We start from the raw sequence: 25,334 nt of genomic DNA on the forward strand, positions 1-25,334 counted from the left end.
AGTTGCTTAGCCAGTGATTGAAAGATAGCACTTTTAAACAATAAAAGGTCTAAGCCGAAGGTATCCCACTTTTCTCTCCTCTCAAAATAATAAGAAAGCCCGCTCACCCAAAATTATTTTTTATTATTTCGAGAACCGTAATCGTTTTTACACTTTCTCAGGTACCCCTGAATTGACGTTATCTTTTCAATAATCGTATTAATCGCTGCTTCCGAGTATAAGTGGGTATTGGCCTTGGCAAGAAAATGATGAAATTTATTATTACCATTCTTCCATTTAAGCTTATGGGCCACAGATTGGAAACAGTTGGGATTAAAAGTTGGCTGACCGTTCTTTTTCGATACAAGAAACTCAGCTCTTTGCTCATCACTGTAATGTTCTTCAAGGCGCTCATTTATGGCTTTTATTACATCAGTTTGCCGGTATGGGTGCGTTTTTTCAGCATCAACAGACTTTTCTATGGTCAGAGCCCGCTGAAGACCCGGCACTCCATCTTCTGCTTTGACTAGTACTATTTGCGTTCCGGCCTCGTCTTTAGAAGCAAATTGGAGTGTTACATTCAATGGTATTGCGAAGGCAACGTCGTCGGAGTCTTCTATGGATTTAGCTAAATCGTTGGCAAGATCGAGCATATCTTTTGCTGCTGAGCCATAAATTGTTTTCATCATCGGTAGCGGTGGCGTTCGAAACTCTCCAACTAAGCTAAGCATGCCGACATTTGCTGTGTTGATAAAAGGTACCTCACAAAACTCTTCAAATTTCGAGGAATAGTTGAACACCCCCGACTGGAATATCCGTGACGCGATCCCCTGGATTTCAGGAATCAACAAATGAACTGCATTGTCTCTGAGGTCAGTAATTTTTAGAACATTATCTTTTACTTTACTTGGAGCTGGGAAGACTCTATCCAGTCCGTCCCGCAAAGAGATCGTATCTTTCTGTTTTGTTTTCGACTTCCGGTAAATCGTTTGTTCACCGTCCCGCTCGATGAGTATAGCTTTAAGTAGCTGCTCCCATGCAGCGCAAAAAAGCATAACAAAGCCATCTATTTTGTTCTCTAGTGATGGTCGATTGTATAGTTCAAGTGCGAGAAGCATGTTGTCCCTCGACTTGCGAAGTAACGCTTTAGCTAGCTTGGACTTACAATTATGTCCTAAAGATTGAACATGTTTACTTTGCGAAAGCTTCTTCTCAAACTGCTTAAACGTGATGTTTAGTGTATTGGATGCCTCTAATTTATTGTTGTCGGTTTTACTTACAAAATCAGATAGTTGGCCTTTTGCAAGGTATGACTGAAACGTCGCTGCTTTCCATCCAGTAGCCTTCAATACATCGTCTTTCGTAAAGGGCTGACCTTTTGTTTCTTGTTGTTTGAGAAACTCAAAGAACTTTTTTTGGCGTTCGTTGGCTGACATACTATTCCTTGTTGTCTTATATTTCTCTGATTGCTCGGCAGTCTATAACCCAAGCTTGGATTTTATTCAGAGTACTTAATAATTGCTTAGCAGCCAAATGATTAGATCGTCCTGGCAAAAGCCTCAAATTATAAACTCACGTCGAGCTCTTTGAGAAAGGGGCCGGAGATATTTATTTCCTGAATTCAAATTGAAAAAGGCAGGGATGAATCCTCACTGCGTATGTTTAAAGTGTCGCCCTCTAAGCTTGCGATAAACAGTTGATTTAACAGAAAGCCTAAATTCCTTTTGCGGTAGCTGCTGATTTTCAGCAGTCGCATTAATTCAGCAAGATCTATTACAACGATTCGAACATCAGACTTCAGATAGGCGTGGCGAATGAGTTCAAGAATAGACTCCCAGCTTTCATGCGGCACAAACTCTGAGATAACCACAATAGCAGTTTGATTAGGTGAATCTGAACGGGGTAGTTCAACGCCGATACTGTTCATTACTTTATATTCTGTCTTGCGGTAGCTCTTTACTGCTCCTTCCAGCTGACCTACTGCTTTCTTGGCGTGGCTAATAACTTTCCCTACTCGCCGTTCATAATCGGACTCATCCTTTGAGTCATTTAAGCAAAGCGCTTTCGATTCAAAAAATAGAGTTGATTCTTTCGATACGACAAGTACATCGGTAAGCTCTCTTATCTTTTTTCCTCTTTCAATTTGGGGCGATAGAAATACGTTATCACCAAAACTCAGATGGAGGTGTTGATGAAGATGCTTCTCTTGGGTTGTCCCTTCATCCATGTCATTCAAATCATACTGAAATGTGCCGCTTTCAGAAGCGGAGATAATCAACGTCTGTTTCAGCTCAAGTTGTAATTCTAAATCATGGACGTGGGCTGGCATTGAACTAGGGTGCGTATAACCTGGGTCAATTGCATTGCAGATTGCTTCGATAAATGGAGCTAGTTCCTGTACATTCGACATCCAGGACGCGGTCGCCAATACTTTGGGTAGCGTGTGACTCACTCTATTCAAGCATCCAGTCCCGCGAAGAACTGGAGCATCAAACTCATCCATGACGACCACTCGAAAACTGTCTGCGTTCACAATATTTCGCCAGCCAATGACTTCAGATTCTGTTCTTGCAAAGATTGGGATCAACAGGGGGTTATCATGAGTGTCATAGATTTTTAAGCCGCCACCTAAAAACAACTTACTGCTACCGGCAACACCTAAGTAGAGCTTAACGGCCGCTCCTCTACTTATCGATTTAGCAGCAGTACTTGCAGCTTTTATGACGATAACGGAGGACTCTGAATCGGGATCCACATATGCCCAGACGCCAACCTGTTCGCTAAGAATGATTGGCTCTAAATCTTTAGGTGTCATTGCTATCTCCTTTGCATTATTAGACAGCTTAACTCAAGTTATTAAATTAACGTCGCCAAAAAGCCCAATGACCGGATTCCCCAGTTTCACTATCTTTACCTTACCAGTTGATTGGGCTTTAAGCTCAATCGCTGGCTTTCAAAATTTAAATTCCAAGGAGAAATAATATGGCTAAAAGCAATGGGAAATCAGGCGGTCGCGGTCCATCTACTCACCCGGGACCAGGCGGGAACTGGCCTGCTAAAGTCGGTCGTGGACCCTCAGGTAAGAATCGCGGAAATGCAAAAGGCAAGTGATTGCCACATTCTGTAAAAAAGGCAGTGGAGTGCAGTTGCACTCCACTGTCTTGTCAACGATTATAGATTTTAGCTTATAAGCAAACGGATTTGAGACGTTGTATGGCGGCACCGAGCACTAACTTTCCCTCTCTTGGCGAGGCATTTAAGTTTCTTTTCGATGTATCGGGCTTGCTAGCCCAGAAGCACGGGCAGTCGGAGAAGCTAACTGACGAGAGACTGAAAAAAAGCATTCAAACGAAATTGGCTCGACTTGCTAAAGGCGAAGGCGACCTCGATAAATCGATATCGGAGTTAATCAGCGACTTTTCTTACTTACTGCTGGAGGCGGTTCAGAAACCCAAGGTTCTTGGGGTAAGTATCCAAACGCTCGCAGATATACATGGTGTTTATCAGAATACATTGAAGCAAGAGGGTACCTACCTATCAAAAGAAGCCACCGTAAAGTGGATGTTGGATTGTTGGTTACCGGACTTGTTTATTAAATCAGCCCAAAAATACTCGCTAATGTTCAGCTTAGATAAAGAGGGGCTGGACTACCCCACGAACAATGATTGGTGGCTTCCTCATTTTGGCGAGCGTGTCGTAACTCCTTTGGAAAGAGCTTGGCGTTGGGTGTATGAGCAGGTAAGTACCACTCAGACCCGCTTCCATAATCCGGATGGTATTGACCCTCGTGGAGCTCAGAATTCCGAGAATGCGTCAAATTGGTTTCATACTGATCAACTTCCAAGTTGGAGTGGACTTCAGAACAATTTGAATACGTCAGTTGAAATGCTTGCAGACTGCAGAAATAAAAAATACCAGCGAGAACTGACCGCAGAACTTATTAACAGTTTTAGAGTTGTGTTGTTCTTTGCACGAATGAGTACCGATATATTTCGTCGGATCACGGACGCTTATGGCATTGGTTACGCGAAAAAACTGACTCAACAAGTGAGAGCTCAGAATCGTCGACGCACAAAGTTCCACCAGAAAGTCAAAATTGATATTGAAGCCCGACTTGCTAATGTGGTCTTTAAGAATGAAGAGCATGTGCGTCGTGTTTGGCATGATGAAGCGAGTGCCTTCTGGAGCAACTACTCGGCGAAGCTCAAACGTGATTCGCAGGTTATGCAAACAATGGAATGTTTTCAGACAGAAGAACGGCTATCAATTACAGACGCCAAGAAATTGCTTACCCAATTTGATCCGTTTTTCATTTCAATGGCAATTCGGCAAAAACGATACGCTCCAGACAATTCTCAGCTGACATTTTTAAAGCTATGTGTGCTGGGAATTGAGCTTCAGAAGCGTCGTGACCTTACAGCTTCTGAGTTAGAAAACTACCAGGCTCTGGTGGTTGAAAATGGTTTTGATGATGAGCTGCGTTGGTTAGTCGAGTGGCTATTGGCGACTCGTTTCAGCAGAAGTGATGAACACGACGCCGCATATGAACATTACAAGCGTGCATTTGAGTTATCAAAGCACCGGATCGGCAAAGAGAGTTACTTGCTGGTGAATGAATTCGCCAGCGCGTGTGCAAAAAACAATAAGTGGCGTGATTTTAAACAGCTTACCTCATGGGCAAACCATAACGCCATTCCGGTGCGTTGGCATCGCGGCTTCGATGATTCAGAAGAGGCGATCCGAATGGCGTTTGAGATATTTAAGAGGACTTAAGGAGCTTTAAATACGCCTCCTCAGCTCGGATGAAAATCATGTATTTATGTAACGCTGAGAGCATAGCTCTGGAGCTGCCATCCTCGACACCTCTTGTTTTCAAAAATGCCGTTCTTTTCTCACTGAGAGTCGAATCACGATATGACAGATGAGCTTTACCGTAGCGCGACTCGTTAGCGTCCTTGCTTTTAATTATTTTGATGGTGGCTCCTGCTGGCAATGCTGTTCGCCAATAGTTGAGTTTTTCCGAGTCTTCGGGTTCTTTTCTCTGTTTTACGTTAATTTTGAGTAGCCAGCGATCCGGCAATACTACACCATCTAATCCTCTTGTGATTTTTCGTAGTTCGGCTCTGGAGTCTAGTCGTATATACGTCCTATTATTCGTCGTTTTCTCTAAAATAATGTTTGCCGCTTTGGCGGCTCGATTGGACGTGACACCTTGGAGTTCTTTTAATCGTTGTAAAATATCAACGGATTCCAATTTCTGAATATTTGTAGCGGGCATAGCGATTGTAAGACCACTTGATGCCTTCTCAGAGTAGAGGCGGGGCTTATTCTCTCCTGTCTGAAACCTAGGGGCATCACGATAGAAATAAGCGGCTTGGATAACCTCATTAATCCAACATATGTCCAGATTGTAAACGTCAGCGAGCTCATTGTTGGAAACTCCGTGGTCGTGCATGTGCAGGATTTTTTCAACGTACTCTGCGCTGCGTTTTGTGTTTGTGTTGAACGTTGGTACCTTGCTCTTTGTCGGACTATTTTGAGGGCGAAGGCATTTAACCCAATGCGTGCGTTCGGTTTTGAATACGTCGTCTAGTACTGCCATTAACGATTTATTATCGAGCATTCCAGTGGCACCATTTTTCTGAGTTAGCCGTCGCAATCTTCCTCCTTGGAGCGATGTTAGCTTTGTTATAAATGAAACGTCGTACTTCTCAGATCCGCTCATTGCGGCCTCAAAACGCAACAGATCAGTCAGGTGAAAGTATGTACTGGTCGATGTTTCGGTATTTAGATGACCTGCAAACTCTGCTATCTCGGATAGAACATCGTCATGATTAGCGCCGTTAAAGTAGCTCCGAATAGCCTCTATTTGCTCAGCTGAGTATCCAGTTAGTTGTTGAGCACGCTCACTGCTGGCACAGCAAATTAATTGGCATGTAGTCAGCGCGTAATGGCGTAGTTGATAGGTATTAGTATGTACATTCAAGTAGTCGCTCAGCAAGCGAGTAATGTTTGCGCTGAGAGTGTCATAACTGATGAATGTGTCAGCGAGCTCATACTCTGAAAATAACAGCGCATTTGTTCTTTCCGTTGTTTCTAACTGCCGACGCCGGCAGTAATATCGCATGAACTCTTCCTCGTCGGGCATCAGAAATAGCATAAGTGGCAGTGTGCGCTGTGCACTATATGTTTTAAGATTGAAATGCTCATTGGGTCTGATAAAAACTAGGCCATCTCCTCTCAAGTCAATATCTGACACTTCAAGATTTATGGCTTCATCGGGGCGTAAGCCAAGACGGGCCATCAACAAAGTCATTGCGGTTACAGTTTCGATAACATGTTGAGTACTGTGACTATAGGCGTCAGGCACGTCAATCAGCAGTTGTCTTATCTGATGGCTACTCGGAATTGCACAACGAACAAATTTGGTACCACTTACAAAGTCAGCTAGTTGTTCAGGAATTTCGAAGCCCAAGTGATTATGCATATACAGCCAAAAATGCCTGAGGGTTGATGGGAATGTTGAATCCGCGCCAGACTCAAAAGCACGCAATTTTGTATAAAGTAATGAGCAGTCTGTTTGATCTAATCCTTCCAATCCCTCCGCTCCAATGTTTTCGGTTAAATATAGCCAAACCTTCCCCAAACAGCTTAACGTGCGCTTGCCAGAAGCCCCGCATGTCCATTTGCCAGCTTGAAACTTCCAAATAAACCAACTGAGCATAGGCTTCGCCGCTTTGGCACTAAATTGGCTCTGGTCTCGCAGTTGTATGAGAGCATTTTCGATAAGTGCGCTTTCATCGTCGCGCCCTACGAAACGCTTATAAATATCGGCTATTTCATAAAGCAAAGCATCCGAGGTTGTTTGCAAATCACGCTTATTTAGGATCTTCCCGTCTTTCTTAGTGACTGGCCTCGTACGTTTTGTTAGGCAATGACGTGTATTCAGAGATAGCAGGCATTCATCGAACGTCGATGCGTTATTTGCGCGGCCGGCAGCATAATGTTGAATGAATACTGGAACTCGCCCACCTTCTCGCCGGAAGAAGAGCAGTGATAGCGCGTCGGTGAGACGTTGGTTGGTGATTTTTTTAAGTTCCCGGTCGTTCAGAATCTCAGCAAGGAAGTCCTTAATTCGAGCCGTCGCATTGTCTGTTTTATAATTTTTTGTGTGGCTGTTACGTAGCAATCCAATAAGCGCAGCAGTTGTCTGGGGTGGGGGGTAGAAAACATTTGTACTGTATCGCTCATCGTCATTTTTGATATTGACGGGATGCCCAGAGGCGGAATATTTTAGACGAAAATAGCGCTCCGCTCCTGCCTGGGTTAGGACTGCCTGTGAGTCGTCAATTGCTTTCTCAATGACTGTTCTTAATAACGAATTTAAACCAGGAGCGTGGCACAAACCGCCATTTGCTGCGGCACTGAATAGGAAGATTGCGAGACGGTCTTCTTGGGTTATGGTATCGCTGTGAGTCACATATTCAAAAATTCTCGCCTCAGCCCCTGAAATTCTGCGATACCATTTTTCTGCGACTGGATTAATGGGGCTCCTAACCTTCTTCTTTTTATAGTAGGTTCGACCTGTCAATTTTAAATGGAGCGCATCAAACAATACTCGGGCGGTCTTTGTGTTCGTAATACGGTGAGAGCATTGCTTCCGTAGTTGTTCGAGTAAATCCTTGGGGAAGAAGTTTTCTTGTTCAAGCAAATACAGAATTTCGTACACGATGGTTGCTTGCACAGAAGCCTTCGATAGCGCGGAGTTGTCAGCAAATTTTTGAATCAATTCACCGATCCGTGTGATAACAGTTGTCATAAATCGACTCCTTTAAAAATACTCATGCATATTGGTTGGCCGAAAAAGGTTCATCTCCATAATGATGCCCTCAATCACCTTGCTGACCTCTCTTAACTGGTCAAACTCAGTGCTTTTGCTGCGTTCGTAGATGTGCTCATGTTTGAGTTGATGACCTGAATAAATATTGATTGCATATCGGTCCACACCTCTGTCGAAAAGTAATGTCATCATGAAGTGTCTGTGCCAGTTAGAGCCATAGGTTTTATCTCGCTGATATACGTTGGTTAACGACTGAAAATCATCGAGTAAGACATCGCCACGCCACTCTCTGAAAAGGTTTTCTTTTCCCTTAAGGGTCTTCCGTAGGGAGTCTGCAACGGATGGACTGTCAAATCGGACAAGACGCTCAAGGGACCTGAGGTATTTGAGATACTGCTTAAGCTCTCTCAGCGCATAGTCGCAAAGTGGAATCAGTCGGTTCGACCCCAAATCTTTGTCCAAAATTTCAACGGTATTTGCGTTGAAGTCGAAGAATTCAAGGGTCCGAAAGATGTTGGCATGTGGGCGGTGTAACGTAGCTAGCTGAAGCAGATTGATGACATAATCTGTGTAGCAGTTGTGGATCGCGGCATAATCATAGCGAAATTGCAGTGCCGACTTCAGTTTGCTGCGTAAGTAATCAAACAGTGCAATCACCGAATCACGAGTAAGCACCCGGGGTGAGCCAAATCGAAGGTCTTTAGGTACATTTGACGCGAGATAATTGCGCACATCAGTAACGTCGATGTATTGCTCCATAAATGCCACATGTCTCTCGAGTAGCGGCAGCGCATGAAACGCGATATATGAGTTTTGACTGTAAGTGTCTTTTGATTCATTCATGATGAATGACAATTCAAAAGAGCTAAGACCAAATTGATGTTTTTGGTAACCCAACACATTCGCTAGCCTGGCCGGCGTTACGTGCTCCTCGGTGTTTGGCTTAACATTGGTTAAGAAAAATTTAAACTTCTTCGTGCAGTCGTCAGCCGTAATACCTTCTTCGCGCATTTTCATAACGGGCTCTGCGAGCCACTCTGGTACAACGACATGACCATCTCGCTCAATCGATACAAGGGTTAGCGCAGATAGAGCTAGTTCCGGCGTTTGCGCTATATTCCAACTGCTATAGAACTTTGCGACCCCAAGTCCTGTACGCTCAATTCGGTGTTCATTGCTCAATAGTTTTGTGAATGAATAGCCGGTCACTAACGACAGTAATGCGAGATTGGCAAACCAGTTACTTTTACGCCTATGTTTATCGCAATACCTGACCAGCTCCAATAGAGTTGCCATGGAGAGCCGATCTTTCGAACTGGATGCCAGTTTACTGCGTTTAATCTCGTGTAACTTACTATAACGGCTGGAATTGGGTTTCAGGCGCTTGTGCTCTGGAAGGATCATTGGTTACCCTCCAGCGGTTGCAGGCGAGATGTAAGCAACTTTGAGAGTTGCGTATCCACTGACTTTGGGTCGATCGAAGCAAATGAATAACTGAACGCTCGCGGTGTTTCAAAACGACGAGTAAGAAAACTTGCGGAATTTACCAACGGACAGATTTTAGCCAGCTCAGCCAGGTAAGCTGGATGCTCAGCTTTGTCCGACTGGAACGCCAGAGCACCTATTGCGCATCGCCAGGCCTCATGTGTTATTTGGTAAGATTCCAGTTCTTGTTCAATAATCACCGATATCTGTTGCTCGATGGCTCCGGCATAAAGCAAACCGTGCCACGCACTGAAAACGTGATAAAATTTATCGATTTTAATAGCTTGTGGTACAGACGTAGACCAAGTGCCGGTGCGACATGGTTTGAGCAATGAAATGTCACATTGAGGTTTTAGCCCCTGCGTAAACCTGAAAGCAGTTTTTGCGTCCCGATGTATTGCAACTCTAGCAATAGGTACACGACGAATACTTGTTTTGTCCATTCCGATTACCCTTTCATCCTGAATTCAGGGCTAACGTATACGATTTGCTCAAAAAAATTCTCGGAATCGATGAAATTAATTTTAAACACATGAATTTGCTGTGCTTTTATAAATGTTGTTATTGTTTTTTGTTTGTGGAGGTTGCTATTTCTGGATAAAAAGCAACCAATTTGAATGTGATATAATCAGTGTGCGAGTCATTGACGAACGAAGATAAATTATTCTCTGGTTATCTGAAGGTCTTTGTTCAAGGAAGCAAAAAGAAACGTAAAAGGAATTACATATGAGCTCAAAACACACCAACTGGACTGACGAGATGGACGCGTATCTTGTAGCCCATTACCACTCAAAGGCTGCATCGCAAATAGCAACCGAATTACAGACATCAAAGCAAGCGGTTCTTCGGCGTGCCAGGAAACTGGACGTCAAACGAAAGACTGAGTCTGATAGTGCTGAGCGGGCTACTTACACCGCCGAAGAAGATGCTTACATTAAAGATTCTATCGAACAGCAGGGAATAGAAGCTGTGGCTGAACACCTCAACAGGTCAATAAATGCTGTTCGAAAGCGGGCGCAACGACTTGGAGTGTCTACAGCAAGTCATGTCAAAGCGCTGACCGAAGAAGAGCAGCAGTATCTCGAGCAAAACCTCGGGATTAAGAGCTACGCGGAGATAGGTCAGGTGCTTAATCGAAATGCAGATGCAGTTCGTTGGCATGCTCGAAAGCTTCGGCGTTAGGGCCGTTCGATCGGAGGAAGCCTGGCGGGATATCTTCGATTACATCGAGATGCTATACAACGCAAAAGCGCCGCCTTGGCTTTGATAATTAGCTACCGCCAGTAGAGTATGAGAAACGATTTGAAAAGCGGCTATTGAGTATTTAATGAACTAGTGGCGATTCATTCAACCCTTACTTCTCCAATCTCGCGAGTTTTATTGTTGTGTTGTCCATTTAAGTCGTTTAATGTCAGTTTAATAACAAAAAATCAAATTCAGATGTTCAGCGTTTTCTTGAGGGAAACCCGCGCATGCTCAAATTACTTTTATTGATTCAGAACTTCTCAAGGTAGGGAATGCTCGTTCGCTCAATAACTTAGGAGTGGTCATTATCAATTGGGCTAATTACAAGGTGTGCTCGCACAATATGCAAATTGTTAATAATACGAATCTATGGAAGCAACACTCAACATTAATGCAGTCGGCAACAAAGTATTTCAAGCTCTTACTCGTTTTCTAAAGCAAGACCTCGATCTGTTGGAAATTGACGCCAATGAGCGAACAATAACTCATAGAGTAGCAATTTACCTTCAGGAACTTTTCCCTGAGATGGACGTGGATTGTGAATACAATCGTGATGACCATGACCCGAAGGAAATGTATCTTCCGGGCGGAGAGGGAGATGCTTATGATACGGATGCTCAGACGGTTTACCCTGATATAATTGTTCATAGACGAAAGACTGGTGAAAATTTGTTAGTAATGGAATTTAAAAAAACCTCATCAAGAGTTGATGATAAGAAAGATTTTATGAAATTACATGAATTCAAAACGCAATTGCGTTATCAGTACGCCATATTTGTAGAGTTTGATGTTGGCTTTTCATCAATCGGCATCTCCCGAGTTGAGTGGGTAAATGCATAACCAAGCGCATCACTACGCAGCCTTCGGCTGCAGGATGCTAGCAAACTCGCACCTGTGGGTGCTGGGTTATATGTACACGCAACGACTGTTATCGGCAGCTTGTCAGCCAGTGTGCTGTGTTAATTCATCTCTCAGGTCTGAGGGAAACGTGAATTATGTCTGAAGATTTAGTCTTCTATAGCGTCTGCGGACCAGACCATCCTGAAGCAGACATCGTATTCATCCACGGCCTAAAGGGAGATCCTGAAGATACTTGGCAATCTGAAGAAACCGGTGAATTCTGGCCTAAGTGGCTTTGCGATACTATTCCTAACGCGGCGGTCCATTCCCTAGGTTATCCAGCCAGCTTGTTTGGTAAGTGGGTAAAAAAAGAGATGAACCTCTACGACCGAGCGGTTAATGTGCTCGAGGCCATGATTGGCCGAGGAATTGGAGAAAGACCGCTGGTATTCGTTTGCCATAGTCTTGGTGGAATTCTCGCCAAGCAGGTTATCCGGACGGCATCCGATTCTGATGACGACGACTGGAAGCGGGTTGCATCTTCGCTCAGAATGGTTGTGTTCTTGGCTACGCCTCATAAAGGCTCATCATTGGCGTCGGTTCTTGATGCTTTCGTGCCGCATTTTTCCTCAAAGCATGTTGGGCTGCTTACCGACGATTCTGGATCATTGACTGAGCTGAATCAACATTATCGGAGTTTCGCTAATGGAAATCGCGAGTTCAAAACTGTGGTTTATGTCGAAACATTCAAGACTAAGAAAGCGGCGATCGTCGTGCCGAGAGATTCTGCCGACCCAGGGGTTGAAGGAACTTATCCTATTCCCGTCGATAAAGATCATATTAACATCAGCAAACCAAAGGACAAAGAAGACGTCGTCTATGTGAGTTTGGAGCGCCGCATTCGCAAGATACTTCCCCAAGCGACCGGCAATGGGAGCACAGGATTTCCTGCCGATGACTACGGCAAACAATTCGAAGTTGACCGACGGGATTTGTTACAAAAGCTAATTGACGCGGGGAGGCAGCACGAGTACTCAAACGCTAATCGCTATCAGAACAAGTTCGCTCGAAACTATGCGAGACTGGGTCTTTATACGGAAGAGCGCGATCGGAACGACAGTCTGCTCTCCGAAGTTGAACAGCATTTCATGACTCACATTTATCATCCCCTAATTTGCAAGGGTGCGTCCGATGACAATGTGCAAGATGCGCTGCAAGAAAAAGTGATTAACCCGATCTGTTCTCGGCATCAGCATGTCCGCGACTTTTCTCATAAGACAGTTCTCGAGGCTTTGTACTTTTTAACTGAGCAGTGCTACATACGTTGGGACCCAGAACTATGATGACGAGGATATGGTATCCGCAGCTTGATATCTACCACGCGATCCGGCGGGTTGCGGCTTTGTTATATTATTGGGAGAAGAACAAGGCCCCGATAGAGCGTTTGTACATATCCGACTTCTATTTTGCCAATCCAGTGCTTCTGCACAACGTACGCATGCCTGCCGATGTTAGAGCAACATTTAAGGAGCTGGAGATTCCAAAGCCTGATAAATCCTTTTTAACGTACCCGGCGCCATCAATTCTGTTCCACAAAATGGAGTCCATTCAAAAAAAAGGAGTTCAAGCGATGGTTGCCAAAAGTCTCTTGAACTCGGAAGCAATCCATAAAGGCGAGGCTTCGTTATCCCGTTTCGGTGAAAAATTCGTCGAATCTTGCGTTGTGGGCGGGCTTTCTGAGAAAGACACCAGACTGATTGAGTTCTTAGCAAGAAGCTTTAGTCAAATCTCCGAAGGAGATTCGGTAGATCTGCGAAAAAGAACTGGATTGAGGAGGATGGTTTAAGACATGGGTTGCCCACGATTCACACTTAACAGGCTGCGCGTATTGCGTCAGGGTCGCGTTGCCTATGACCAAGAGTTTCATGAAGGCGTCAACATCATTCGTGGCGAGAATGGATCGGGAAAATCAACGATCGCTGACTTCATTTTCTATGCACTCGGAGGGGAGTTCGATTCTTGGAAGGATGCGGCCGCGCGCTGTGATGAGGTGCAGGCAGAAGTGCTCACAAACCATGGAAAGCTGACTCTTTTAAGAGAAATCGGGAACAAGACCACCCCCATCAAAGTATTTTTTGGTCCATTCGATCAAGCAGACAAGCATGCCTTGGATGGGTGGGAAAGCTTCCCTATTCGAAGATCCGATAAGCGCGAAAGTTTTTCTCAAGTGCTTTTTCGCTCACTGAACATTCCAGAAGCTCAAAGTGTCGGCGCTTCGAATATCACAATGCATCAAGTCATGCGCTTGTTATATTCAGATCAAAGAACACCCTCGACTCGCCTATTCCGATTTGAGTCTTTTGACAAACAGGATATTCGTGAAGCGGTTGGTGATCTGATTTGCGGAATTAGCGGCTATGAGATCTATGAAATCAACCTACAGCTCAGGGATCTCGATGCCGAGTTTGCAAAGGTGAGCCAGAGACTTTCATCATTAATTCAGGCTCTACCTCGCGACGTTCAGCTTGATCGGCCAGATACAATACATAGCCAATGCCGTCTATTGGATGAAGAAAAGTTGTTGGCACATCGAGAGATTGAAAATGTCGACACTCTGGTGAGCCAAGGTGAAACTAAAGAATTTCTGAAGGCTCGGCAATCGGCACAGCAAAGCCTGTTTAAAGAAAAGAAAGCGATTGCCTCCTTAGAAGAATCCATTGAAAAACATGAACTGGAGCTAGGAGAGCTCACAAAGTATCAAGCATTTCTCGCAGAAAATATCGAGCAAGTTAGAGTCGCTGAGAGTACCTTTCAGGCCATCGGCGCAATAGAATTTACCCGTTGTCCTGCATGCCTGTCGCATCTCCAGTCAGTATTTGACCCACATGTCTGCAATGTTTGCGGTCAGAATACTGATCCTGAGGAAGACAAATCTAAGTACAACCAGGTTCGGCTTGATCTCGAAATTCAATTGCGCGAGTCAAAACAACTTTTCTCTGAACATGAGACAAGACTTACGAAGGACCGTGTCGAACTTCGCCGGGTTAAAAGGAGTTATTCGAAAAAATTATCGGCGTACTCGATCAAATTTGACCTGAGCTCTTCGCCACGAGAAGCCTTTTTGGCAGAACGCTATCAGCGCGTCGGACAGATTGATCAAGAACTCATCCACCTGACAGATATGTTATCTGTTGCGGAAGAGGTTCAATCACTTTCTCAGCAAAAGCAGACAATGCAAAGACAAATCACGGATCTTTCGGACCGCAGAAAAGTGTTAGAGATTCAAGCCCAAAGCCGACGAAGTAGTGCGATTAATGCTGTTTCTGATTGGGGACGCTTGTTGCTTAGAAGCGACCTAGATCGTCAGCCAGAGTTCAAAAACCCTGACCTCGTTGAGCTCAATTTCCGGGATGATGCGATGTTTGTCGATGGCCAGATGAATTTCGCAGAGAGCAGCAACGTCTTCCTGAAGAACACTGCCATTTTCAGTCTTTTCATGGCTGCTGGTGGCGATGAACTATTCAATCATCCACGATTTATTCTGCTCGACAACGTCGAAGACAAGGGAATGGAGGTTGAGAGAAGTCACTTATTCCAGCGCCTAATCGTCGAGCACTCGACCGAATTAAGTGAACGGCACCAGATTATCTACACTACATCCATGATGAACCCTGAACTAGAACTCGATGACTATGTGATTGGGCCGCATTACACACATGATAAACGAACGCTCAGGCTGAAAGGTTAGAGTAATCAGGGCGAACTACATTGCTGGTAGTAGGTATTAGTATCTTTAAGTTTAAGTGCGAAATAGACACATAACAATGCAATCCGCGCAATAAGTGTGTGGTTGCAGTATTAGCTGGAGAAGATATGAGTGTTGAGGATTTTCTGCTTGAGTTATGCGAAGAAATATATCGAGGAGAAGAAAGGGCACAGGCAGAGAGAAAACGAGAGCTATTCGGCAACCAGTTTGTTCCAGAACTTCTGCTTATGCGGAAGGATAAAGTTAGAGTGGAAATCAGGAAAGAAAATGTGAGTCATAATATGCCACATATTCACATAACTCATTCCGATAAGATTGACGTTTCAATCAGTCTTAATGATTTTTCAGTGCTAGCTGGAAATATTGACAGGAAAACCAAAAAGTACCTTTTGGGCCTTCTTGTTCCGAAAAAAGATGAGCTTAATGCAATATGGGTCGAACTTAACGAGAAAGATGAGTCGGTTGGTGCAGAAAAGATGATACAAGACCTTGGTCTGTAATCGGCTAATAATCACCGGCTTTGGGACAATATTTCCACTGCGCTGTAATTTTACCCGATGTTACGGGAGGTACATTTTTGAGGTTAGCTAAGTGCTGAAGGTTGCGATTATTTTCCACTCGGTATCGGGAACAACAAAAAAACTCGCGGAAGCCGTTGGACATGGAGCTATGTCAATTTCTGGCGTTGAAGTGATAAAGATGGAAATTGTTGGCGCGGATATTGTCGAGGGACGCTTTATAAACTCAATTTTAATCGAAAGGTTAAAAGATGTAGACGCAATAATTTTTGGCTCGCCTACATTTATGGGCTGTGTGTCAGCGCAATTTAAGGCATTTGCTGATGCAACTGGTGACCTTTGGGCTGAGAAGGCATGGTCAAATAAAATCGCTAGTGGTTTTACCATCGGGTCAAATTTAAGTGGTGATCAGTTAAATACCATTCAATACCTGCAAATTTTCGCCAATCAACATGGCATGTTGTGGGCAAGTTTAGATATTCTAGGTAACTATGACCCTAAAAACCGTAATAGGCTTGGTGCTCAATCTGGTTTAATTGCGCATTCAAAAGGTGGAGAATTGAACGAGATTGACTTGAACACGGCAAATTATTTGGGGCAGCGTGTTGCTAATGTCGCCAAAAGGTTTGCAGTGAAAGAAATATAAAATGCGTTTCGCTTCTTCCTGCCGCAGGGGCGGCAAACCCTCGAGCGCGATGAGTGTCGCCCGCGTGATTGGTGTTAATTAAAACTAAAAGGGATATATGTACATACCACAGAGCATGTAAATGACTGAAAGTCGCGCAACTAAAACGTTTATTTCTGAGGATGTTCGCAAGCAATTCTGAACAGTACAGACCCTTACCAACGGCGAAAAGAATGAACAGTATTATGCTACTGGTTGGCGCGTGCCCACATATGATTACGGAGAGGGCATTGGTGAACTGATGACCGGCAATCATGGTGGCGTGTCCTGCGGCTCACAAAGCTGGCTGATGGTTATCCCCCAATACGAGATGGCAGTAGCGGTGAACATCATCACCACAACTGACATCTTCTGGGACTTCGGCAGCGTATTTACTGAACTTGCCCGGACTTCTATAACGGTTCAGCAGCAATCGCAGCCCCAATAAATCGATATCCTATCTAGGAACAGTTTAGGCGGCCTTTCTTTAACCGGAAAGGTCGGAGAGGTAATCAACCAGCTGTACGACTGAAGCATACTCATTGCATCGCTTAAAAAAGAGCTGCCTTCCCGAAATTAAAAACGCACACATCACTCATATCGGACAAGTATTTTTCAATCGGAATTTCATTCATATGGGACACAAAGTTGCCTGTGATCGGCCGTATTTGTCTGGCTAACTATCCGTTTTTCCATACCCTTTTGTGCCAACTTTTGCACAGTTTCGGGATAGAACGCGAAAATAGCTGGCTAAATGGCCTCGCTTGAAATTCTCCAGATCCTTGAGAATGCTTGGCCTGCACGCTTAGTACCTACTAACACCACTTGAAAACGGCATGGTGATGTTTGCTCCGGAGGCGGAGGTCACAGGTTCGACTAACATAGTCGCCGACTTCGACAACCAATTGCTTTATTCGTCCTGTAAATGTGGGACCAATCTTGTAGGTGTAACGCGCCTCTACTGTACCGACGCCAAATAACGCCGGATGAAGTTCACGCGACTCGACCCTGACGTCAGTCACTGGGACTGGTGATAACGGACCTGTTCGAAGAGCAACATAAACGAGTAAGGCCAGGAGAGGAATAATCACCGCTAAGAGTGCCAGAGTCCGGCTCTGTATTGGAAGTTTAATCATTGCCTTCTCTCAATACGACGACTAACAATCATCAAGATCTTTGATGAATCACTATTCATAAGGCTACCCAGTAAGATAGTAATTTGTTACTATCTTACTATAAAGTATCAACCTGTCAAAAATTTTTGAAACTCAAACGCTAGTATTTAACTGGATATTATTAGATACGAATTAAGGAGCTGTTATGCAAAAACCTTTTCTACTCAAAAGTATTATTGTTACCACGGCAGTGATTGGAGTTACTTTGTCAACAGTGTCGCTGTCCGCAGCAAAAAGTTCCATAGATGGGGAATCAATGGAGCTACGAAAAATTATGAATGAGCTTGGACAAAATATGCAGCTGGCTACTGATGCCATTTCACGTGAAGAGTGGTTGCGGGTAGCTGAAGTTGGGTTACGTATTGCCGATCACCCGCAACCTCCGATTGGTGAAAAAATGCGCATTTTATCGTTTGCGGGTAGTGATATTGGAAAATTCAAGGAATTTGACAAACAAACTCACGATGCGGCGAAAGCAATGGAAGCAGCGGCAAAACTAGGAGATGGTAAAGCAGTAATTGACTCCTTTTCGACTTTGCAGACTAAATGTCTGGCGTGTCATCAGAGTTTCAGGAAAGAATTTTTGGAGCACTTTTATAGCGAATAATAAGCGCCTTGGGTGAGGAGAAGAAATGAAGAGCATCCCCTTTGCCTTTGAGGGGTGCTGTATTCGTTATGCATCTAAATAGATAAGTGTTAATACATTACCCCCAACTTTCGGCTGTCTACTGGTTACATCGTCGAAAAGTGGGAAGGACGAAGTAGCTTTAGTATTCATTGACTTTTGTTTACGCAGCCACTCCATAGAAAGGTAGTTTCTTTATATTCGGGACACTATGTTTAGGCAGGACTAACCGTTTTTAGTTAAAGCAATTGTCAACTAACTTAAGTGTGGCCACACGTGTCCGACGTCCGAAAAAACGGGATAAAAAGCCATGCATGCTGATTACTACCTCATTCTGGGGGAGCACAAATTCCTTGGCAAAATACCTCAAATGCGCCGGGAGCCTGATCGACAATGTATTGCATATCACCTGTCAAAAGTGACTGAATAACCAAGCCTTGGATCATACCAATATACTGGGTAGCGGCCATCTCAATATTAAGATCCTTCCGTAACTCACCATCAAGCTGTGCACTTATCAGCTGCTTTTCAACGCTTTTTCGATATTCGGATAAAAGTTGACGAACCATCAGCCTGGCCGGTGTGGAGCGTGAATGTTGCAGTTGTCCCAATAAAAGTCTAGGAATCCCGGGACGCTCTCTTATAAACTCGATGTGAGCAAAAAACATTGCCTTTAGAGCTTCAAGAGGGGTAGCTGCATCATTCTTTGCACGCTCAAGCCTCTTCATTATTTGCTTTGCTACCCAGCCAATTACAGACTCCCATATAGCATCTTTACTTACAAAATGTCGAAACAAGGCCCCCTGTGTAACCTTCATTCGTTTAGCAATCTCAGTAGTTGTAATGCTTGCAGGATCTTCATTCGCACATAAATCAACCACTGCAGCTACAGTTTTTTCACGTCGTTGTTCTGCTGTTAAATGAGTTTTAGGAGGCATAATAACCTTTTATAGCATAAAGTAATAAAGCGCTATCTTAGAGTGCTTTTCCCTGATGTCAATATCTTCCTAAGGTGACCCAAGCCCATTGAAACGATCAGATACATATTTACTATGACAAGCAATACAACTACCTGTCATTTCGTTATAAAGCTTATATTGCTTCTGTGTATCTTTGCTTTTTGCTGCCTCAGTCAAGCCTGCAGCTAATCGGTGAAAGTCTTTATCCAGCTTTACAAAGCCTTCAGGCACTGCCGACATTAAGTCTTTTTTATCCTGTTCAGTCAACGACTGCTTCAATATAAAACTGTCGTGTATTTGTTGCGCTTTGGTAGCTACCTGCTCATGTTTACCTGTGACCATTGAGACATGAATTGAAGCCATTGCCGACTGCACCGAACGCATTTCCTGTTGCAATAATCGACTTAACTTATCAGTAAATTTAGGAGTGACAGGATCAGCGGCTAAAGTACTTAAAGACAGACTAAGTGCGGCTAATGCTATGCCTGCGTAACCAATTTTTTGAGTATGTTTCATGATAATTCCTTATCTGTGTTCGATGTGTCTGCCCATCCCATATCTTCAAGGATGGCATAAAGTGCGGGTAGTGCTAGTAAAATGAGGACAGTAGAAACCAACAGTCCAAATACAACAGAAATGACTAGTGGAATAACTGCCATGGCTTGAGTGCTGGTTTCAGCTAAAAGCGGCAGTAGTCCGGCGACTGTTGTACTGGTGGTGATCATGATGGCTCTAAAGCGAGCTCGACTAGCTGCTCCCGCTGCTTCAGTTGTACTCATACCTTGTTCGCGATACAGCTTAATGAATTGGATAAGTAAAATTGCATTATTAACAACGATACCAGCAAGCGATGCGGCACCAATCAAAGAGGGCATTGATAAGTTATAGCCCATTAACAAATGCCCCCATACGGCGCCCATAAAAGCAACAGGAATGGATAGCATGACAATAATAGGTTCTAGATAGCTCCGAAACTGAAAGGAAAGAATTAAAAAAATGCCTAATAGGCCAATTAACAAACCAAAAGCTATCGATTGTCCCGTTTCTTTAGAGCGGGCAGTCTGGCCTTCGACGCTAATCATAAGCTCGGGCCAGCGCTTTTGTATGTCGGGAAATACTTTAGCTTCTAAGTCACTGACTATTGCATCCGCATTACTTGTCTGGGTGTTGACATCCGCAGTGACGGTTACTGTCCGCAGGCTATCAATCCGAGTAATTTGAGACCATTGCCGCGTATCTACAATAGTCACCACCTCGGTCAATGGAATCATTTCACCATTCTTACTGGCGATAACGGCGTCTTCTAAAAATGCCCTTGTGGCACGTTCTGCACGTGTTTGACGCACCAATATTTCTATGTGTTGATCGCCAATTTGTACGGTATCAACAATATCTCCCAGTAATCCTGTACGAACCTGTTCGGCAACATCAGCGGCTGTCAGTCCTAGTGCGAGTGCATTGTCTTTCAAATGCAAAATGCGTTGTGGCTTACCTGGTCTTAAATCGTCCAATACATTAAATGTTCCTTGATAATTTGCGACCTTACCACTTAAGTAGCTAGCTGCTTCTCTCAGTGTATCTAAGTCGGATCCTTGTAAGCGGATTTCTATTGGAATACCTGCAGGGCCAAAACCTGGCTCCTGAATGTTAAGCGAAATGAGGCCTGGGATATCACCAATTTCCTTGTGCCAGCGTTCGGTCAGTGTTGCTAAGTCCACGGTACGAATTTCTGCGGTTAGCAAATCGGCCATGATAGTTGCTACGTGTGCTCCCTTTTCTCCTGCACTAGTATGCTGATTAAAGCGAGTCTGAATATTGCGAACCAGAGGCTGCTTGTCCGGCTGTTGCGGTGTGTATTCTTCATTAATACGGTGCATCGCTTGAGTAATTCGTTTACTAATATCACGGGTTTGATGCAGCGGTGTACCTTGCGGCATGAGTACTCGTGCTTCAAGAACATCACCTTCAATTTCAGGCATTGCTTCCATGCGAACATATCCACCGGCCATGAGTCCAACCGAAGCGAGGAGTATAATAAGCATACTCGCTAACACCGCGTATCGAAAGTGAATGGCTTTATCGGCCAATTGACCGACTTTTTCTCGGACAGCGTCAAATCGATGATCAAATCCCTGACGAAATTTAGATGTGGCTTCATTCGTTGACGGGCCCATACCATTCTTTAGATGATGTGGGAGAATCCAAAAAGCTTCTATCAGAGAAGCCGCGATAGCCGCAATCAGCACAACAGGAAGCACTTCAAGTACAGCTCCTAATTCGCCAGCGAGAAACGCCAACGGTAAGAACACTGAAACAGTCGTCAAAAAGGAAGAAATCACCCCGGGTAAAATCTCCAGTGTTCCTTCTGACGCCGCTTTTAATGGAGACTTCTTTTCGTCCGCATGTCGAGCAATGTTTTCTGTAATTACGACCGAATCATCCATGACAATACCGATTGCCATTAACAACGCGACCAGAGTAATCATATTCAATGATAAGCCCGTCAATGCCATCATCACAAAAGCCCCCGCGAAAGCCGCAGGTAACCCAAAAAGTGCCCAAAAAGCCAAGCGAGGTCGAAAAAATAGTGCCATTACCAGTCCTACTAATAGCAGTCCGGTAATGCCATTACTTACCAACATTTGTAACCGATCTTCGACAATCGACGTCATGTTTTGCGTTATTTCGAGACTAACCTTGCCGTCTTGACGTTTTTCTTCTGAGCTGATGAAATTTTTCAATGAATCCATCACACGGAGAGCATCATCCCCACTATTCTTATGAACTTCCAGGATGATAGCGCGATGGCCATTGAATTCGGCACGTTCTTCTTCTCGCTCCCAAGCTTCCGTTACTGTTGCAATATCGCCAAGCGTCAGAACGGCTCCAGCTTTTCCGCCAAGCACAGGTAGTTTAGCGAGATCTTCCAGTGAACGACGTTCATCAACAAATCGTAGCTGAATATCCTGGCTATCCGTTTCAATTGTACCTAGCGGCATATCGACATTTTGTCCGCTAATCGCGCGAGCAATATCACGCACCCCAAAGCCATATTGGCGAAGTTGGTCTTGCGACACCTCGACTTGCCACTGACGCTGTGATAACCCTACTGGTATGACATCGGCCACACCGTCAATGGTAAATAGTCTATCTTCTAACTGTTTGGTATAAGTTTCGAGGTGAGCAAAGCTCATTGGCCCTGTAACAGCAATTGCAGCAACTAAGTCAGTGCGGTAAAGCTCTCTTATGATTGGATCTTCCGCAGCCTTGGGCAAATCAGTTAATGCTTCAATTTCTGTGCGAATATCATCCAAAAATCGTCCCATATTTCCTTGCGGGGTCATACTGGCAGTCGTAAGTGCTTGATTATCCCTTGCAGTACAAGCAACCTCCTTCATATAATCCACGCGTTGCAACGCCTCACCAAGCCGCTGGCAAATCGCTTCCTCGACATCAGCAGCCGTAGCACCTCGGTATTCTATAGAGATACTGACTTCAGGGGGCAGATAGTCAGGGAAGGTTTCTCGAGTGAGTTTAGGCGCTGCAAAAATCCCGGCAGCAAGAATTAGAATGAGTAGTAAATTGCCAGCCGTTGGATGCCCGGCGAACCAGCGAATCATTGGGACTCTCCCTGAGCAATGTTCTTCAGAACCAGTGGCATACCATCTATAGCGGGTACCACATCATCCAGTATCAGTCGCTCGCCTTCTACAAGTCCGTCAGCAACAACTACTTGGTCATTTTGTTGCCATGCAACGGTTACTTTTTTTCGTTTCAGCTGATTATTATCGTTAGCAATATATACTGTGTCACCATGGAGTGCACTGGCAGGTATGACTACAACAGGTTCTGCCGTGTCTGTCGCAATATTGGCTTTTATAAAAGTCCCCCTTACCAACGGCGGGCGTTCAGGAGGGGTGGCATTACGATAAGGTTCTTGTACTGTAATCACAGCCTGTACGGTTCTAGTTGTCGGTTCAATGCTGCTAGTCACTCGAGTTAGTTGGCCTGACCAGCGAACATCAGGCATATTTGTCGGAGTTACCCCAACATCGAGCTTTTCAAGCGGTAAGCTATCAAAAAAGTCAATTATATTAGGTTGGTTGGCGCTTGCTAAGCTGGTCAACGAAGCGTCAGTTAGTTGTGCTAATACTTTACGCAGTTCACCGACTTTCATCTGTACCGTTACCTCTGCCTCACTAATGTCATCAGCCACAAATAAAACCTGGCCAGGATTCACCTGTTGACCCACTTCAACGTCAACTTGATGCACTCGCAAATCATAAGGTGCTTCAAAATGAGTGTCGTTTAAGTCTTCACGGGCGTTTTGTATTGCGGACTCGGCTCTGGCTTTATGTGCTTGCAGTGTCTCGTGGCGAACGGGTATTAGGTTCAACTGGTTTTTTAGGCTTTGTACTGCTTGCTGTTGCTGCAGAGTTGCTCTTTGCTGCTCATCAAAGCGAGTCTGCGACAGCGCCCCCTGCTTAACCAAGCTCTCATTACGCTCCAGCTCTTTCTTTGCCAATGCCAGTCGTTGATTTTCTAATGCCAATAAGTCTTGCGTGTTCTGCTGTTCTTGCTGAAGTTGCCGCAACTCTGCATTAATGCCGGCTAAGTCGGCTTGAGCTGATGCTTCGGCCAGTTCGTAGCGCGTTGGGTCAATCTGTAATAACCGTGCTCCCTGACTAATGATATTGCCACTGTCCAATGCACTATGCTGCCAGGTTATACGCCCGCCGACGTTTGCTACAGCTTTCCAGGATCGAACAGGTGATACCTGGCCAAACCCTTCCGTTTCCGCGCGAAACACACTAGGTTTAATCGTTAAGATTCTGACAGTCGTTGCTTGATTCTGCCGGCCGGACTGTTCAGGGGATTGTTTGAGCTGAACCATAATCACCACAAAGATAATGCCTACACTAAGTGCCAGCATTAAGGTAAGCTTATTCTTCTTCGTCATTGGTTGCTCCCTGAATACCTGCTTTAAATAAACTAAAAATTTGCGGAGGCAATTGCTCTAGCTTGTCAACGCTATTATTTACCATTGCTTGGACAACCAGCCCCTGAATGGCACCAAGGTACAACATAGCTGCTGCGCCGGTATCAATGTTCGATGCAAATCGGCCTTGATTAACTCCCTGTTCAATCAGACCGATAACTTTAAGGCGATAATTTGCCAAGGTTTTCCGAATAACAGTTTTTGCAGGGCTATTGCCGGGCTTTTGCAGCTCACATAGCATCAAACGAGGTATTCCTGGGTGTCGTGCAATGAAACCAACGTGGGCTAAAAACATAGCCTCTAGCGCTTTATCAGCCTGGCAATGTCCTTTCGACTGACTAAAAACCTGGCGGATGAGCTGCTCTGAAACCCAGTCTGCAACGGACTCCCAAAGTCGATTTTTACTCGGAAAGTGTTTGAATAATGCGCCTTGTGATAAACCGATTTTTTTAGCGATGTTCGCGGTCGTTAATGTCGCAGGATCTTGCTCTTTACATAATTCGACTACTGCAGCAATAGTGCCCGACTGTCGCTCTTCGGTTGTTTGGTAAGATCGTTTGTCCGAGGTTTCTTTTTTCAACATAAAGAATCCGTTAGTAAGTAATTAATTACTTACTTTAGTTTTAGAGAGCTGGTAATGCAATATTTTTAATCTGAAAATTTAAAGTGAGCTTTGATAGAGATCTATCTGTGAAATTTAAAGCGGCGTTGCATCGCAATGTTTAGGATTTGTTTCGCTTTGGTTTTGTTGTTATACGACTTCATGTGAGGTTAAAACTGAATCTCTCTACTACCCTAAGCCGTACGGCTTAGGGTAGTAGAGAGATGCGAAATTTGCCAGATCGGGGTTTCGGATTGAGCTTCGAAACTGAGAATTACTGGTTAATAGTCCATTTTGACTGGCTAGATTGTGGCAAGTTTTGCATTGTACTGTTCTCTTACGTTCTGACCTCTGGCTAAATGGCCCTCCACCGAAACTCAGTAAAGTATTGATATATCAAGTAAAGCCAGTTTCGGACGGTTAACCCGAACTGCCCAGTTTCGTCGTTCTGCCCTCCGGAGGCAGAGGTCAGAGGTTCGAATCCTCTCGGGTGCGCCATTTATCCTGAATTGTTCAAAGATATTAACCAGCCCAACTACGATGAGCAAACGCATGGCATCGGCGAACGTTTCGCACCCTCAAAATTACTGCTGCAGCTAATGCTAAGCACCAACGAAAAGTATACAATCCATACTGTT

General features: G+C 44.4%; 20 protein-coding genes. 10 read left to right on the plus strand and 10 right to left on the minus strand.

Annotated features, from left to right (window positions below; genetic code table 11):
- Positions 1-113: 113 nt before the first annotated feature.
- Both IDSA_RS06335 and IDSA_RS06340 read right to left on the minus strand, forming a co-directional pair.
- On the minus strand, positions 114-1,415 hold the full coding sequence (locus IDSA_RS06335; RefSeq protein ID WP_034775297.1) for a DUF3644 domain-containing protein: 1,302 nt from the start codon (positions 1,413-1,415) through the stop codon (positions 114-116).
- A 185-nt stretch (positions 1,416-1,600) separates the two neighbouring features.
- Complete coding sequence (locus tag IDSA_RS06340; protein WP_034775298.1) at positions 1,601-2,794, minus strand: hypothetical protein; 1,194 nt, start codon at positions 2,792-2,794, stop codon at positions 1,601-1,603.
- Between the two features lie 398 nt (positions 2,795-3,192).
- Between IDSA_RS06340 and IDSA_RS06345 the strand changes: the two genes are divergently transcribed.
- Complete coding sequence (locus IDSA_RS06345; RefSeq protein WP_034775301.1) at positions 3,193-4,752, plus strand: hypothetical protein; 1,560 nt, start codon at positions 3,193-3,195, stop codon at positions 4,750-4,752.
- Here IDSA_RS06345 and IDSA_RS06350 read toward each other — a convergent pair.
- From IDSA_RS06350 to IDSA_RS06360, 3 genes are read right to left on the minus strand one after another with little or no spacing between them, the layout of a single operon-like run.
- Positions 4,739-7,798, minus strand: a complete 3,060-nt coding sequence (locus tag IDSA_RS06350) for a site-specific integrase (protein WP_034775302.1) — start codon at positions 7,796-7,798, stop codon at positions 4,739-4,741. The two genes, IDSA_RS06345 and IDSA_RS06350, sit on opposite strands and share 14 nt — an antisense overlap.
- A 12-nt stretch (positions 7,799-7,810) precedes the next feature.
- The gene (locus IDSA_RS06355) at positions 7,811-9,223 is read right to left on the minus strand and encodes a site-specific integrase (protein WP_034775303.1); all 1,413 of its coding nucleotides are present in this window, start codon (positions 9,221-9,223) and stop codon (positions 7,811-7,813) included.
- Positions 9,220-9,747, minus strand: coding sequence for a hypothetical protein (locus IDSA_RS06360; RefSeq protein ID WP_034775305.1), 528 nt, complete (start codon positions 9,745-9,747; stop codon positions 9,220-9,222). The genes IDSA_RS06355 and IDSA_RS06360 overlap by 4 nt, the downstream gene beginning before the upstream one ends.
- A gap of 283 nt (positions 9,748-10,030) precedes the next feature.
- On the opposite strand from IDSA_RS06360, the gene IDSA_RS06365 reads away from it, so the two are divergent.
- The 9 genes from IDSA_RS06365 (at position 10,031) to IDSA_RS06405 (ending at position 18,119) form a co-directional block, all read left to right on the plus strand.
- Complete coding sequence (locus IDSA_RS06365; protein ID WP_034775306.1) at positions 10,031-10,486, plus strand: hypothetical protein; 456 nt, start codon at positions 10,031-10,033, stop codon at positions 10,484-10,486.
- Between the two features lie 432 nt (positions 10,487-10,918).
- A complete protein-coding gene (locus IDSA_RS06370; RefSeq protein ID WP_034775307.1) occupies positions 10,919-11,389 on the plus strand; it encodes a hypothetical protein in 471 nt (156 codons plus the stop codon).
- A gap of 155 nt (positions 11,390-11,544) precedes the next feature.
- Positions 11,545-12,732 (plus strand): ABC-three component system protein, encoded by a 1,188-nt coding sequence (locus IDSA_RS06375; RefSeq protein ID WP_034775308.1) that lies wholly within the window; start codon positions 11,545-11,547, stop codon positions 12,730-12,732.
- Positions 12,729-13,235 carry an ABC-three component system middle component 5 gene (locus IDSA_RS11845; RefSeq protein ID WP_051986133.1) on the plus strand — a complete coding sequence of 169 codons (507 nt, stop codon included), beginning with the start codon at positions 12,729-12,731 and terminating at the stop codon, positions 13,233-13,235. Before IDSA_RS06375 ends, IDSA_RS11845 begins: the two co-directional genes overlap by 4 nt.
- Positions 13,236-13,238: 3 nt before the next feature.
- The gene (locus tag IDSA_RS06385) at positions 13,239-15,137 is read left to right on the plus strand and encodes an AAA family ATPase (protein ID WP_034775310.1); all 1,899 of its coding nucleotides are present in this window, start codon (positions 13,239-13,241) and stop codon (positions 15,135-15,137) included.
- A 125-nt stretch (positions 15,138-15,262) separates the two neighbouring features.
- The gene (locus IDSA_RS06390; protein ID WP_034775311.1) at positions 15,263-15,655 is read left to right on the plus strand and encodes a DUF4160 domain-containing protein; all 393 of its coding nucleotides are present in this window, start codon (positions 15,263-15,265) and stop codon (positions 15,653-15,655) included.
- 91 nt (positions 15,656-15,746) lie between these two features.
- Positions 15,747-16,319: a flavodoxin family protein gene (locus tag IDSA_RS06395; protein ID WP_034775312.1), complete on the plus strand. Its 573-nt coding sequence runs from the start codon at positions 15,747-15,749 to the stop codon at positions 16,317-16,319.
- Between the two features lie 241 nt (positions 16,320-16,560).
- Complete coding sequence (locus IDSA_RS06400; RefSeq protein ID WP_126760553.1) at positions 16,561-16,785, plus strand: hypothetical protein; 225 nt, start codon at positions 16,561-16,563, stop codon at positions 16,783-16,785.
- Between the two features lie 872 nt (positions 16,786-17,657).
- A complete protein-coding gene (locus tag IDSA_RS06405; protein WP_034775314.1) occupies positions 17,658-18,119 on the plus strand; it encodes a cytochrome c in 462 nt (153 codons plus the stop codon).
- A 347-nt stretch (positions 18,120-18,466) separates the two neighbouring features.
- Here IDSA_RS06405 and IDSA_RS06410 read toward each other — a convergent pair whose 3' ends face one another.
- The 5 genes from IDSA_RS06410 to IDSA_RS06430 form a co-directional block, all read right to left on the minus strand.
- Entirely contained in the window at positions 18,467-19,075 is a 609-nt protein-coding gene (locus IDSA_RS06410) for a TetR/AcrR family transcriptional regulator (protein WP_034775316.1), read from the minus strand.
- Between the two features lie 69 nt (positions 19,076-19,144).
- Positions 19,145-19,612 (minus strand): cytochrome c, encoded by a 468-nt coding sequence (locus IDSA_RS06415; protein WP_034775318.1) that lies wholly within the window; start codon positions 19,610-19,612, stop codon positions 19,145-19,147.
- On the minus strand, positions 19,609-22,716 hold the full coding sequence (locus tag IDSA_RS06420; RefSeq protein ID WP_034775320.1) for an efflux RND transporter permease subunit: 3,108 nt from the start codon (positions 22,714-22,716) through the stop codon (positions 19,609-19,611). Before IDSA_RS06420 ends, IDSA_RS06415 begins: the two co-directional genes overlap by 4 nt.
- Positions 22,713-24,056 (minus strand): efflux RND transporter periplasmic adaptor subunit, encoded by a 1,344-nt coding sequence (locus IDSA_RS06425; protein WP_051986134.1) that lies wholly within the window; start codon positions 24,054-24,056, stop codon positions 22,713-22,715. The genes IDSA_RS06420 and IDSA_RS06425 overlap by 4 nt, the downstream gene beginning before the upstream one ends.
- The gene (locus IDSA_RS06430) at positions 24,040-24,678 is read right to left on the minus strand and encodes a TetR/AcrR family transcriptional regulator (RefSeq protein WP_034775322.1); all 639 of its coding nucleotides are present in this window, start codon (positions 24,676-24,678) and stop codon (positions 24,040-24,042) included. Before IDSA_RS06430 ends, IDSA_RS06425 begins: the two co-directional genes overlap by 17 nt.
- Positions 24,679-25,334: the final 656 nt, after the last annotated feature.

It is taken from the genome of Pseudidiomarina salinarum (assembly GCF_000753715.1).
GTDB classification, from domain to species: domain Bacteria; phylum Pseudomonadota; class Gammaproteobacteria; order Enterobacterales; family Alteromonadaceae; genus Pseudidiomarina; species Pseudidiomarina salinarum.